Origin of the sequence: Pseudarthrobacter sp. C4D7 (genome assembly GCF_013359725.1) — a bacterium.
GTDB lineage: Bacteria > Actinomycetota > Actinomycetes > Actinomycetales > Micrococcaceae > Arthrobacter.
The window spans coordinates 1-12,819 of record NZ_JABFMW010000020.1; the positions used below are offsets into that span (position 1 = coordinate 1).

Here is a 12,819-nt window from a genome sequence, read left to right on the forward strand (position 1 = left end):
CGGCACAACCCCCATCAGCCGCGTTCACAACCTCAGTGGGAATTACAACTAGCGCACCGTCAGTTCCAGGGCCCCGGTAATTCGGAGCAGGTCCTGGTAGGTGATGCTGAACATCGAGTTGTGGTCACCTGCCCCGGCCCAAAGAAGCCCGTGGGCCTGCAGGGTTTCATCCAAAAGTGTCCTGATCCTCTTCGGGTGGCCCACCGGGGCGACCCCGCTGACCTTCTGTCCGGTGTGGTCCAGGACGAATGCGGGGGAGGCCCGGCGAATTCTGCCGGTCGCCAGCCGGGCCGCAACCAGCGCCGTATCAACACGGGCCGCACCGCTGGCGAGGATTAGCAGGGGTTCGCCGCCGACGTCGAAAATGAGGCTGTTGGTGATGGCGGCAAGATCGCATTCCAACGCCTGGGCCGCGGCGGCTGCCGTGGGCACCCCCGCGGAAAAAGTCCGCACGGTGTCGCCGACTCCGGCCTCGACCAGTGCGGCGCGTACCAAGGCGACCGGACCGCCGTCGTGCTTCTCCACGACCTAGTAGCCCTGCGCGTCCAGGAGGGCGTCTTCTTCTTCCTCCGCTGTCGCCTTCTTGCGCTTGCGCGGGGGCGCGGGCTGTCGCCGGGCTGCAGGGACGGCGGAGTGGACCGTTCCGTCCAGTTCCGAGTCGTCCTGGTCCTCGGCGTCGATTGCCGCGTTGCGTGCCTGCTGCCGGGCCGCGTAGCCGAAACCAACAAACATCAGCACCCCGAACGCGAACCACTGCAGGGAGTAGGACAGGTGTGTCCCCTCGTCTGTGGACGGTTTGGGGAAGGGGACCGGCGTCTCTGCCGGAGCGGGCGTCTCCGAGGCCAGTTGGCCGTAGGCGCCCGTGAAAATCGGATAACCCAACTGCGCGGAGTAGGTGGGAAGGTCGATGGAGGCCAGCTGCCCCTGGGGTGCCCCACGCTGCAGTTCGGGCTCGCCGTGCTTCAAACGGACGACGGCGGTCACCTCACCGCTGGGCGGGGCGGGGACTGAGTCAGGACTGCCGGGATTCTTGTTGCCGATAGGCAGCCAGCCGCGGTCGATGACCACCGTTTCCCCGGTGGCAAGGCGGAAGGGGACCACTACCTCGTATCCGGGCTGCCCGTTGAGCGGACGGTTGCGGACAATCCGCTGGCCGGCGGCATCGTAGGAGCCCTTCAGCTCAACCTGGGTCCACTCTTTGGCCGGATCAAGTTGGCTGAACTGGCCACGTGCCTGCGCAAAGGGAATGGGCGTGGCCGAGTAGTTGCTGACCACCCGGTTGATCTCCGCCAAGGTCTCTGCGCGCCGGTCCATCTGCCAGCGGCCCAGGAAGACACACGCGGCGGCGAAGATGGCAGCCAACAGGAGATAGCCCAGCCACTTGCTGGAAAAGAGGAAACGGTACATTCAGATGTCCTGCTCCTGGGGGGTGCCTCCAACGGCATCCAGGGGGCGGGTTTCCTTCCACAGGCCGCGCGTTTGCAGGTAGTCCTCCAGCCATTCCCGGTGGTCCGCGCACGCCAGCCACGTTTTGCGCCGCTCGGGCGCGTGGATTTTGGGGTTGTTCCAGAGCAGCTGCCAGGACGCCTGGGACCTGCACGCCTTCCGGGAACAGACGGCAGCGGCCTCGGACGCCACGTCCGATCCTGCCGCAAAGTCGAAAATACTCATGATGCTTGCCGCTCCTCCCCATGCTCCGGGTCCTCGTCCGTCACCAGTTCTCCCTGCAGGACGGCGCTTCCCGGTTCCTCCTCCGCCACCGGAGGGGCGGGACTTTCCAGCTCGCCCAACGGGGCGGAGTCCAGCAGCAGGTCACTGGGTGCTTCCGCCTTGTCGCTGCCGTTGGCGATCACCACGGCGAACCAGGGCAAAAAGACCGCGCCGGCTATCGGAATGATCTTGAACCAGCCATCCACCACAAAAATCAGAACCAGGCAGACCATGCGGATGCCCATGGCCACGGCGTACTTGATCATCCGCTGGCGCATTTCCTCGGAATGCGCTGCGGCGGCGTCCGTAATGCTGTGGACCTCGGCATCGCCGGAGAACCGGCCCGGTTCTCCGGGCCCCGGACGTTCCGCATGGTTTTCAAGGGTCACGGTGGATGATCACGCTCCAAAGGCTTCCCTTAATTCTCGCACCATCGGCAGTGCTGCCCAAACCCGCGCCGGGGCTGCCGCTAAGATCGGTTCCAGCCAAAGCACACCCCCTACCGCGGCGCAGCGTGCCGCAGAATTCCGGAGCACCTCCATGACTGAAGCAGTTTCCGCACCCCGCAGCGTCCTGGTTACCGGCGGCAACCGCGGAATCGGGCTGGCCATCGCGCAGGCGTTCCTCGCCAACGGCGACAAAGTAGCGGTGACGTACCGGAGCGAAACCCAGCTTCCGGAAGGCATCCTCGGCGTCAAGGCCGATGTCACCGATGAGGCTTCGGTGGATGCGGCCTTCAAGGAAGTGGAAGCCGCCCACGGCCCGGTGGAGGTCCTGGTGGCTAACGCCGGCATCACCAAGGACACCCTGCTGCTGCGCATGAGCGAGGACGACTTCACTTCCGTCATCGACACCAACCTGACCGGTGCCTTCCGGGTGATCAAGCGGGCGTCCAAAGGCATGATCCGGCTGCGCAAGGGTCGCGTGGTCCTCATCTCCTCGGTTTCCGGCCTGTACGGCGCTCCTGGCCAGATCAACTACTCCGCCTCCAAGGCGGGCCTGGTGGGCATCGCGCGTTCCCTTACCCGCGAACTCGGGTCCCGCGGCATCACCGCCAACGTGGTGGCGCCCGGCTTCATTAACACCGACATGACCGCCGAACTGCCAGAGGCCACCCAGAAGGATTACCTGGCCAGCATTCCTGCCGGCCGCTTTGCCGAAGCGTCCGAGGTGGCCAACGTGGTCCGTTGGATCGCCAGTGACGAGGCCGCCTACATCTCCGGTGCCGTCATCCCCGTGGACGGCGGCCTGGGCATGGGCCACTGACGCTGCGGCGCCACCCCCGCAGGAAACTAGCCCCGGCGTCCTTATTTGTCGAAGTCGGACAACGGATATTGGCCCCGCCCGCTGGCATGATGGACTGCAGACCACAATGATTTAGATGTTTCGAACAAAGGAAGCTTGCATGGGACTGCTGGACAATAAGACGGCGATCGTCACCGGATCATCGCGGGGCATTGGCGCCGACGTGGCCAAGATCCTGGCGTCGGAGGGCGCCGCCGTCGTGGTCAACTACCGCCAGAAGGCGCCCCGCGCCAACAAAGTGGTGCAGGGCATTGAAGCCGACGGCGGCCGTGCCGTGGCCGTCGGCGCAGACCTGACCACCCAGGAGGGTGTGCAGGCCCTGGCCAGCGCTGCGATGGAGAACTTCGGCTCGCTGGACATCCTGGTCCTGAACGCCTCCGGCGGCATGGAAACCGGGATGGGTGAGGACTACGCGCTTAAGCTGAACCGCGATGCCCAGGTGAACATGCTCAACGCCGCCGTGCCCCTGATGAAGGAAGGCTCACGGGTGGTTTTCGTCACCAGCCACCAGGCCCACTTCATCAACACCGTCCCCACCATGCCGGCGTATGAGCCGGTGGCCCGCAGCAAGCGCGCCGGCGAGGACGCCCTGCGGGACCTCATTCCCAACCTGGCGGACAAGGGCATCAGCCTCGTGGTGGTCTCCGGCGACATGATCGAAGGCACCGTCACCGCCACGCTGCTGGACCGCTCCACCCCGGGAGCCATCGAGGCCCGCCGCGCCGAAGCCGGCAAGCTGTATTCCGTGGAGGAGTTTGCGCAGGTTGTCGCCGGGATGGCAACGGCCGACGTCGAGTCAGGCCATACCGAGTACGCCGGCGGAGCAGACTACTTCGGCAAGAGCGGCCAGTAGCCCGCAGCCAGCACACAACAATGCCCGGTGCGTTTGCACCGGGCATTGTTGTGTGTACCCGTAACCCTTAGACCCCTGCGATGTGGCGGACGGCATCCAGGTAGGGCATGTTCAGGGCGGCATCGGCCACGGCGCGGACGGCGGGCTTGGCGTTGAACGCCACCCCGATCCCGGCTGCACCCAGCATGTCGAGGTCGTTGGCGCCGTCGCCCACGGCGATGGTGTGCTCCAGTGGAATGCCCTCGGCGGCAGCCCACTCCCGGAGGTACTTCTCCTTGGCGGCCCTGTCCACGACGGCACCCAATACCTTGCCGGTCAGGGCGCCGTCGACAATCTCCAGTTCGTTGGCCTGCCAGTAGTCAAGGCCCAGGTCCGCGGCAAGTGGCTCAAGGATCTGGTTGAAGCCGCCTGACACTACGGCCACGGTGTGGCCGGCGGCCTTGAAGGCGGCCACGAGCTGATCGGCACCTTCGCTGAGCTTCACTTCCCCGCGGACGGAATGGACGACGTCGGCGGGCAGCCCCGCGAGCACGGCCACCCGGGCGTGGAGGCTCTGGGCAAAGTCGAGTTCGCCGCGCATGGCAGCTTCCGTGACGGCTGCCACCTCCTCGCGTTTGCCGGCGTACGCGGCCAGGAGTTCGATGACCTCCTGCTGGATCAGGGTAGAGTCCACATCCATGATCAGCAGCTTTCGCTCCGCAGAGCGGAGGCCGGCAGGCACCAGGGCCGTGTCAAAGCCGGCAGGAGCGTTGTCCGCGACGGCACGGCGGAGGGCAGCCAGCCCGGCAGCGGTGGCATCGGGAAGGGCCAGGTCAAGGACCTGCACCTGGTACCGGCCGTCACCGGCAGAGGATTCGGACAGCACCTTGGCACCATTGGCCGCAAGGACGGAACGCAGCTGCTCCAGCCCGGCGGAGGTGATATTCAGGCCATAGCTGACCGCAGTCACGTTCGAAGTCATGCCTGCAATCTTAGCCAGCGCGGGTGGAGTGGCCTGAATTCGTTGCGGACGCCGCACCGCAACGCTTAGGGAGCCTTCACACCGGTTATCAGTCATCTTCCGTTTTGTCCTAGTGTCTACTCCTATGAGTGATGTTCTGGAACTGGACTCCGTCAGCGTTGTCCGAGGTAAGAAGACCCTGCTGGACAAGGTTGACTGGCAGGTCAACGAGGGCGAACGCTGGGTCATCCTGGGGCCCAACGGCGCCGGCAAAACGACCCTTCTCCAGATCGCGGCAGCGCGCCTCCACCCCAGCAGCGGCACGGCCGGCATCCTCGACGAAGTCCTGGGCCGGGTTGACGTCTTTGAACTGCGGCCCCGCATCGGCCTGTCTTCCGCGGCCCTTGCCACCCAGATCCCCGAACACGAAAACGTCCTCAATGTCGTGGTTACCGCCGCGTACGGCGTTACCGGCCGGTGGCGCGAGGGCTACGAGCGCGACGACGAACGGCGCGCCTTCCGCCTTCTGAATGACTGGGGCATGGGCCCGCTGCTGAACAGGACGTTCGCAACACTATCCGAGGGCGAGCGCAAGCGCGTCCAGATCGCCCGCGCCCTCATGACCGACCCCGAACTCCTGCTCCTGGACGAGCCGGGAGCCGGACTGGACCTGGGCGGCCGCGAGGAACTGGTCCACAAGCTCGGTGAGCTGGCCCGCGACGAGGCTGCCCCGGCCATGGTCCTGGTCACGCACCACCTCGAAGAAGTCCCGCCCGGCTTTACGCACGCCATGCTGCTGCGCGATGGCGGCGTGGTGGCAGCCGGTCCCATCACCGAGGTGTTGACCGAGGAACACCTGAGCACCACCTTCGGACTGCCACTGGCTGTCTCCGAGAACGCTGGACGCTACACCGCCACAGCACGCCGCTAGAGAGGCCCGCGCTACTACCGTGGAAATCTTCAGCAGCATCATTGTGTTCATCGCTGGCCTGTGGGCCGGCACCATCAACGCGGTGGTAGGCTCCGGAACCCTGGTCACCTTCCCGGTACTCATCGCCTTGGGAGTGGCTCCGGTGACCGCCTCCATGAGCAACGCCATGGGCCTGGTCTTCGGCACGGGCGCCGGGGCCTTCGGCTACCGCCGGGAGCTGGCAGGCCGTGGACGCCAGGTGATGCGTCTCCTTCCCGCCTCGGTCCTGGGCGGCGTCACCGGCGCCTGGCTCCTGCTGCACCTCCCGGAGAAGGTCTTCCACTACGTTGCCCCGGTCCTTCTGGTCCTGGCCCTGCTCATGGTGGTGTTCCAGCCACGGCTCCAGGACTGGGTGCGCAACCGCGAGGCAAACCCCGAGCACGCAGTCCGGGACAAACGCCACGGGTTCCTCCTGGTGCTCCTGGTCTACCTGGCCGGGGTGTACGGTGGCTACTTTGTTGCGGCGCAGGGAATCCTGCTGGTGGGCATCCTCGGCATATTCCTCACGGGCACCATCCAGAACGCGAACGCCATGAAGAACATCCTGGTCCTCGGCGTGAACATGGTGGCAGCCATCTCCTACCTCCTGTTCGCCTTCGACCGCATCAACTGGCTGGTGGTGCTGCTGATCGCCATCAGCTCCACCATCGGCGGCCTCCTGGGCTCGAAGGTGGGCCGGAAGCTCTCCCCGCGGGTCCTGCGCGCCGTGATCTTCAGCCTGGGCATCGTGGCCCTCGGCGTCATGATCGCCAACCTGCTGAAATAATCACCCGGTGACCTTCCACTACCTCGAATCCGCCGATGACCCGCGCGTCAGCGACTACACCACCCTGACCGACGTGCACCTGCGCAAGCTCCGTGAGCCCGCCGAGGGAATGTACATCGCCGAATCATCGCGCGTCCTGCGCCGGGCCCTGGCGGCCGGCCACCAGCCGCGCTCGTTCTTCCTTGCGGAGAAGTGGAAAGCGGACCTTGAGGACGTCTTCCAGGCGTACCCTGACGTTCCGGCGTTCATTGGCCCGGCTGCCCTGCTCGAAGAAATTACCGGGTTCCACCTGCACCGGGGCGCCATGGCGGCCATGCAGCGCCCTGCACCGGTGCCCCTGGCGGACCTGCTGGCCGGGGCGCGCCGCGTGGCTGTGCTGGAAGACATTGTGGACCACACCAATGTGGGCGCCATTTTCCGCTCCGCAGCTGCGCTGGATATCGACGCCGTCCTGGTGTCGCCCCGCTGCGGGGATCCGCTGTACCGCCGCAGCGTCCGGGTCAGCATGGGCACGGTCTTCCAGGTGCCGTGGGCCCGGCTGGAGAACTGGCCGGGCGACCTCCGGGTCCTGAAGGACCACGGTTTCACGGTCGCGGCACTGGAACTGACACCGGACGCAGAGGACGTCGACGCCGTCGCCTCCCGCAACGTGGACAAGCTCGCCCTGGTGCTGGGCACCGAAGGCGCGGGCATGAGCACGGAGACCCTCGCCGCCGTCGACCTTGCCGTCAAGATTCCCATGCGCAACGGCGTCGATTCGCTCAACGTGGCCGCCGCCTCGGCCGTCGCCTTCTGGGAACTGCGCGTCCGGGACTGACCTGCGGCGGCACCCCGCACTGCCGCCTGGGCCGTTCGTCAGGCCTGCCGGCATCGGCTATGATGGATAGCTGGTTGTCCTGCTTTTTCAGCTTCGGCTGATGCGACAGAGTCCAGCCATCCCATTCATACCTGGCAGCTGGCAAAATCCAGCTGCGCGAACAAAGGTCCAATTATGAAGTCTGATACACACCCGAAGTACGAAGCTGTTGTCTTCAACGACCTGGCCTCCGGCACCAAGTTCCTGACCCGCTCCACCGTGTCTTCCTCGAAGACCATCGAGTGGGAAGACGGCAACACCTACCCGGTCATCGACGTCGAGATCTCTTCCGAGTCCCACCCGTTCTACACGGGCAAGCAGCGCATCATGGACTCTGCAGGCCGCGTCGAGCGCTTCAACGCTCGCTTCAAGGGCTTCGGCGGCAAGAAGTAATTCCTTCGCCAAGCTTGTTTGCAGAAGGCCCGCACCGGAAACGGTGCGGGCCTTCTGCGTTAACCGCGCACCTGTTTTCTGGGGCAGGATGGGAAGCATGACCGAGCCCGGAATTCCCACCCATAACGCCGACAGCAACCAGCGCCTGCACGGTGAGTACAAAGTCCCCGGCGGCAAGCTGGTGGTGGTGGACCTCGCCGTGGTGGACGGCGCCTTGGCGGACGTGTCGCTCAGCGGCGACTTCTTCCTGGAACCCGACGAGGCCCTGGAAGACATCAACCGGGCGCTGACCGGGCTCCCGGACACCACGCCCGCCGCAGACCTCGCTGCCGCCGTCACAGCCGCCCTGCCCGCCGGAGCGGTCCTGTTCGGCTTCTCGGCCGACGCCGTGGCCGTGACCGTCCGCCGTGCGCTGGCCAAGGCCACCTCCTGGGGCGACCACGCGTGGAACGTCATCGCGCCCACCGTCCTCCCCACGGAGATCAACGTCGCCCTGGACGAGGTACTCACCGAGGCCGTAGGTGCGGGGGAGCGCACTCCCACTCTCCGCTTCTGGGACTGGGAGGAGCCGTCGGTGGTTATCGGCAGCTTCCAGTCGGTGCAGAACGAGGTGGATCCCGGGGGCGTGGCCCGGCACGGCATCAACGTGGTGCGCCGCATCAGCGGCGGCGGAGCGATGTTCATGGAAGCCGGCAACTGCATTACGTACTCGCTCTACCTGCCCCAGACCCTGGTAGACGGACTGAGCTTCGCAGACTCCTACCCGTTCCTTGACGCCTGGGTCATGGCGGCGCTGGAACGGCTGGGCATCAACGCGTTCTACATCCCGCTGAATGACATCGCCACGGACCAGGGCAAAATCGGCGGCGCCGCACAGAAGCGCCTGGCCAACGGCGGCATGCTGCACCACGTCACCATGAGCTACGACATCGACGCCGACAAGATGGTGGAGGTCCTCCGGATCGGCAAGGAGAAGCTTTCGGACAAGGGCACCCGCAGCGCCAAGAAGCGCGTGGATCCGCTGCGCCGCCAGACCGGCTTGGCCCGCACGGCCATCATCGAAGCCATGATCGAGGTCTTCAGCGAGCGCTACGGCGCCACGCCGTCAACACTGGCCGGACACGAGCTGGCAGCTGCCGAAGAGCGGGTGGCTGCAAAATTCGGCACCCCGGAATGGCTCCACCGCGTCCCCTAGACCCATCGATTGCTGAGTTATTGTCGTTTTGGGCGGTGAAAACGGCAGTTACTCAGCAACCGATGAGTGGGCCCACGCCGGCAGGGTACCCTAGCCGAGCGCAGCGAGGTTAGGGCCGGTGGGGAACGACGGCGGCCTGTGCCGTGAGTGCGCGCAGCAGGTGGCTGCGCTGCTCCACGATGATCCTGCGCAGCGCGTGCGGCGCGTCCTGGTTGGCGTCCAGCCAGGCATCGGTCCGCCGGACGACGGGGTGGGCTTTGGGCTCCCCGCCGTCTGCGAGGTCCTGGGCTGCGGGGTAGAGGCCCCGGACAATCCGGCTGGCGATCTCGATGCTCCGCGAGTCCCACACGGTCCGCAGGCAGCCGAAATAGGGCTCCACGTAGGGTTCCAGCAGCACCGGCGGCGCGGTGGTGAACCCGCTGATGGTGGCGGTCAGGAGCTGGTTGGACAGCCCGGTGCCATGAACCGCCGCATCCCAGGCGGCAGCCTTCACGTCGGCGTCCGGCCGCGAGGCCATGGCCGTTGCATGCCCGGCCCGGCCCGAGGCGGTGGTGTCCCGGGCCAGTTCGGCATCCAGTTCTGCTGCCGATGCTTGGCCATGGGCCGCCAGCGCGTGCCACAGATGCCAGCGCAGTTCAGCGTCCACCGTCAGTCCCTCCACGGCAGATGTTCCGTCCAGCAGCCCACGGAGCCGGGGGAGCAGGGCGTCGTCATGCCGGCTCAGCGTCCCAACGGTGCGGGCCCAGGCGAGCTGCTGGTCCGAACCCGGGGCGGCCTGGTCCAGGCGGGCAGCGGCAGCTGCGAGGAACGACGTTCGCAGGCTGCTGCGGGTGCGGGCGGGTGTGTAGCCTTCGACGGCGGTGGTGGCGTTGTCGAGAACGTTCAGGAGAACTCCGATGCCCGTCTCGGCCGCGGCGAACGCGGTCACGGCGTCAACGTACAAGGATGCGGGGCTTTCGCCGTCCCGCGCCGAGTTCCATAGGGCGGTCCAGCACAGGGCCCGGGCCATAGGGTCGGCGAGGCGGTCCAGCGAGGTCCGCACGGTGGCCTCGGACCCCGGGTCCAGCCGCACCTTGGCGTAGGTCAGGTCATCATCGTTGACCAGCAGGAGCGCTGGCCGCGGCGTTCCAGCAAGCTGCGGGAGTTCCGTCCGGGCGCCGGCCACATCAATTTCGATGGTTCCGGTCCGCACCAGGGCACCCCCGGTGTCGAAGCCGTACGAACCGACGCGGAGGCGGTGCGGACGCAGCTCTTTCCGTCCGGTGACCGGGTCCACCGCCTCCTGAACGATCGCCACCTGCCCCAGCCCGCCGTCGTCGTCCGCTGACGTGCCGTGGGGTGCGATGTCCAGGGACAGGGTGGAAATGCCCGATGTCTGCAGCCACTGCCGGGCCCAGCCGGACAGGTCGCGGCCCGAGGCGGCGTCAAGGGCCGCCAGGAGGTCGGCCAGCGACGTGTTGCCGAAGGCATGTTTCCGGAAGTACTCCCGGGACCCCGCAATGAAGGCGTCAAAGCCCACGTAGGCCACCAGCTGCTTGAGGACCGAGGCGCCCTTGGCATACGTGATGCCGTCGAAATTCTGCTTGGCCGCTTCAAGGTCCGGGATGTCGGCGACGATGGGGTGCGTGGTGGGGAGCTGGTCCTGGACGTAGGCCCAGGCCTTGCGCTTGTTGGCGAAGTTGACCCAGGCGGTGTCCCAGTCCGTGGCACGGTCCACGCCCAGGGTGCCCATGTAGTCGGCAAAGGACTCCTTCAGCCAGAGATCGTCCCACCACTGCATGGTGACCAGGTCGCCGAACCACATGTGCGCCATCTCGTGCATCAGGGTGTTGGCGCGCGCCTGGTACTGGGCGTCGGTGGCACGCGAGGTGAACACGTAGCTTTCCGTGAACGTGACCAGGCCGGGGTTTTCCATGGCGCCCAGGTTGTACTCGGGAACGAACGCCTGGTCGTATTTGCCCCACGGGTAGGGGTAGTCGAAGAGGCGGTTGAAGAAGTCCAGGCCCTTCTTCGTGAGCGCAAAAAGGTTTTCCGTGTCGAAGGAGTCAGCCATCGAGGCACGGCAGTAGAGGGCCAGCGGGACGTCCAGGCCGGTGCCGTCCTCAAGCGTTGCCTGCCAGCGGTCCTCAGCCTTGAAGTAGGGCCCGGCCAGGATGCTGGTGATGTACGTGGACATGGGCAGCGTGGTGGCGAAGTCCCAGCAGGCCGTGGCCGGGTCGCTGGTCAACAGGGTGCGGTTGACTTGGGCACCGTTGGAGGCCACCTTCCACTCGGCCGGAGCCGTCACGTGGAAGGTGTACGTTGCCTTCAGGTCGGGCTGTTCGAAGTTGGCGAAGACCCGGCGCGCGTCAGCGGGCTCGTACTGGGTGTAGAGGTAGCACTGGCCGTCCGCGGGGTCCACGAACCGGTGCATGCCCTCCCCGGAGCGGCTGTACAGCGCCGTGCCGGTCACGGTCACCTGGTTCTCGGCCTGCAGGTTGTCCAGCCGGATGCGCGCACCGTCCACCACATCCGCCACCGGAAGGCTCCTGCCATTGAGGAGCACGCTGTGGACGCTGCTGCCGATGAAGTCCAGGAAGGTGCCGGCGCCGGGGCGGGCGGTAAAGGTGATGACACTTCGGCTGGTGTAGCCCGGAACCGCCGGATCTGCTGCCTGCCGGACATCGAGCGAGACGTCGTAGCTGGTTGTGTTGATCAGGGCTGAACGTTCGGCGGCTTCGCGGCGCTGCAGATTCTCATGTGACACCCGGCTATCTAATCACGCGCCCGCTGCGTCCGCTCAGCCTGCGATCTGGAAGGCGGCTGCCAGGCCCAGCACGGCAATCAGCAGCCAGGATGCCAGCGCCGCCAGAAGCGCCCGCCCTCCCGTGTGGAGCAGCGTGCCGATCCGCACAGCCGAGCCCAGCCCGAACAGGGCGGCACCCAGCAGGACGTCCTGCAGCAGGGCCCCGGTATCCAGCCAGGCCGGGGCCAGCCAGCCGGTGGAGCGGAGGGCCACCATGGCCACGAAGCCCAGTACGAACAGCGGAACCACCGGAGGCATCGTCGAAGAGGTGCCCCCAGCGGCGTCCAGGGCCCGTGCCCCGTTCCTGTGGTGGACGCCGGCCAGGGCAACCACAGGCGCCAGCAGCAGCACGCGGGTGAGTTTGACGACGACGGCGATCGCCAGGGCAGCGGTCCCGGCGGTTTGCGCCGTGGCCACCACCTGCCCCACGTCATGCACCGAGGCTCCGGTCCAGGCGCCGAAGACTTCCGCTGAGAGGCGCAGGGGATGCGAGAGAAGGGGCAGTACACCGATGGCCAGCGTGCCGCAGAGCGTCACCAGCGCCACCGGTAGGACGGTATCCGCGTGCCGGATGCGGCGGACTGCGGCCATGGCGCCGATGGCGGACGCGCCGCAGATGGCGAACCCGGTGGCCACCAGCAGCGACGTTAACGGGGGAAGGCGGAACAGGCGGGAAATGGCATAGGTACCGGCAAAACTGGCCGCCACGACGGCAACGATCAGAAGCAGGGAAACCCACCCCAGGTCAAGGACATCCATGACGCTGACCTTCAGCCCCAGGAACACGATCCCGCCGCGCATCAGGTGCTTGCCCGCGAAGTCCAGGCCCGCCCGGGCCGGTCCGCCCGTCCAGGTGCCGGCTCCCGGCAGGTTGGCGGCCAGGACGCCCAGCACCACAGCCACGGTCATCGCAGGCAGCGCCGGAAGCAGGCCGTGCACCACGAACGCCACCGCTACGGCGGCCGCCGCCGTCAGCAGCCCCGGAACCAGCCGTGTCATTGTGGCCCGGAAACTGCCGTTTCCCGGCAGGGGGAGGCTTCTGTTGC

The 12,819-nt window shown here is 66.7% G+C and carries 14 protein-coding genes; 7 read left to right on the top strand and 7 right to left on the bottom strand.

The window, feature by feature from the left end; genetic code table 11:
- Positions 1-48: 48 nt before the first annotated feature.
- Genes HNO81_RS13925 through HNO81_RS13940 form a run of 4 tightly spaced genes read right to left on the bottom strand, consistent with a single transcriptional unit; the run spans position 49 to position 2,099 of the window.
- Positions 49-525 carry a YbaK/EbsC family protein gene (locus HNO81_RS13925; protein WP_175318704.1) on the bottom strand — a complete coding sequence of 159 codons (477 nt, stop codon included), beginning with the start codon at positions 523-525 and terminating at the stop codon, positions 49-51.
- A 3-nt stretch (positions 526-528) separates the two neighbouring features.
- On the bottom strand, positions 529-1,407 hold the full coding sequence (locus HNO81_RS13930) for an SURF1 family protein (RefSeq protein ID WP_175318705.1): 879 nt from the start codon (positions 1,405-1,407) through the stop codon (positions 529-531).
- Complete coding sequence (locus HNO81_RS13935; protein ID WP_175318706.1) at positions 1,408-1,671, bottom strand: hypothetical protein; 264 nt, start codon at positions 1,669-1,671, stop codon at positions 1,408-1,410.
- Complete coding sequence (locus HNO81_RS13940; protein ID WP_175318707.1) at positions 1,668-2,099, bottom strand: DUF3099 domain-containing protein; 432 nt, start codon at positions 2,097-2,099, stop codon at positions 1,668-1,670. The genes HNO81_RS13935 and HNO81_RS13940 overlap by 4 nt, the downstream gene beginning before the upstream one ends.
- 151 nt (positions 2,100-2,250) lie before the next feature.
- On the opposite strand from HNO81_RS13940, the gene HNO81_RS13945 reads away from it, so the two are divergent.
- Positions 2,251-2,976, top strand: a complete 726-nt coding sequence (locus tag HNO81_RS13945) for a beta-ketoacyl-ACP reductase (protein WP_175318708.1) — start codon at positions 2,251-2,253, stop codon at positions 2,974-2,976.
- A 139-nt stretch (positions 2,977-3,115) separates the two neighbouring features.
- Positions 3,116-3,868: an SDR family oxidoreductase gene (locus tag HNO81_RS13950; RefSeq protein ID WP_175318709.1), complete on the top strand. Its 753-nt coding sequence runs from the start codon at positions 3,116-3,118 to the stop codon at positions 3,866-3,868.
- A gap of 67 nt (positions 3,869-3,935) precedes the next feature.
- Here the strand turns inward: HNO81_RS13950 and serB are convergent, their stop codons facing one another.
- The gene (gene serB / locus HNO81_RS13955; RefSeq protein ID WP_175318710.1) at positions 3,936-4,829 is read right to left on the bottom strand and encodes a phosphoserine phosphatase SerB; all 894 of its coding nucleotides are present in this window, start codon (positions 4,827-4,829) and stop codon (positions 3,936-3,938) included.
- A 124-nt stretch (positions 4,830-4,953) separates the two neighbouring features.
- Between serB and HNO81_RS13960 the strand changes: the two genes are divergently transcribed.
- The 5 genes from HNO81_RS13960 (at position 4,954) to HNO81_RS13980 (ending at position 8,988) form a co-directional block, all read left to right on the top strand.
- On the top strand, positions 4,954-5,739 hold the full coding sequence (locus HNO81_RS13960; RefSeq protein ID WP_175318711.1) for an ABC transporter ATP-binding protein: 786 nt from the start codon (positions 4,954-4,956) through the stop codon (positions 5,737-5,739).
- A 19-nt stretch (positions 5,740-5,758) separates the two neighbouring features.
- Positions 5,759-6,544 (top strand): sulfite exporter TauE/SafE family protein, encoded by a 786-nt coding sequence (locus HNO81_RS13965; protein ID WP_175318712.1) that lies wholly within the window; start codon positions 5,759-5,761, stop codon positions 6,542-6,544.
- 7 nt (positions 6,545-6,551) lie between these two features.
- Entirely contained in the window at positions 6,552-7,361 is an 810-nt protein-coding gene (locus HNO81_RS13970; RefSeq protein ID WP_175318713.1) for an RNA methyltransferase, read from the top strand.
- A 174-nt stretch (positions 7,362-7,535) separates the two neighbouring features.
- Positions 7,536-7,793: a type B 50S ribosomal protein L31 gene (locus HNO81_RS13975; RefSeq protein ID WP_018761303.1), complete on the top strand. Its 258-nt coding sequence runs from the start codon at positions 7,536-7,538 to the stop codon at positions 7,791-7,793.
- Positions 7,794-7,890: 97 nt separating this feature from the next.
- Positions 7,891-8,988 (top strand): biotin/lipoate A/B protein ligase family protein, encoded by a 1,098-nt coding sequence (locus HNO81_RS13980; RefSeq protein ID WP_175318714.1) that lies wholly within the window; start codon positions 7,891-7,893, stop codon positions 8,986-8,988.
- A 109-nt stretch (positions 8,989-9,097) separates the two neighbouring features.
- On the opposite strand, the gene pepN is transcribed toward HNO81_RS13980, so the two are convergent.
- Both pepN and HNO81_RS13990 read right to left on the bottom strand, forming a co-directional pair.
- Entirely contained in the window at positions 9,098-11,734 is a 2,637-nt protein-coding gene (pepN, locus tag HNO81_RS13985; protein ID WP_175318715.1) for an aminopeptidase N, read from the bottom strand.
- A gap of 33 nt (positions 11,735-11,767) precedes the next feature.
- Positions 11,768-12,772: a YeiH family protein gene (locus HNO81_RS13990; protein WP_175318716.1), complete on the bottom strand. Its 1,005-nt coding sequence runs from the start codon at positions 12,770-12,772 to the stop codon at positions 11,768-11,770.
- Between the last annotated feature and the right edge of the window lie 47 nt (positions 12,773-12,819).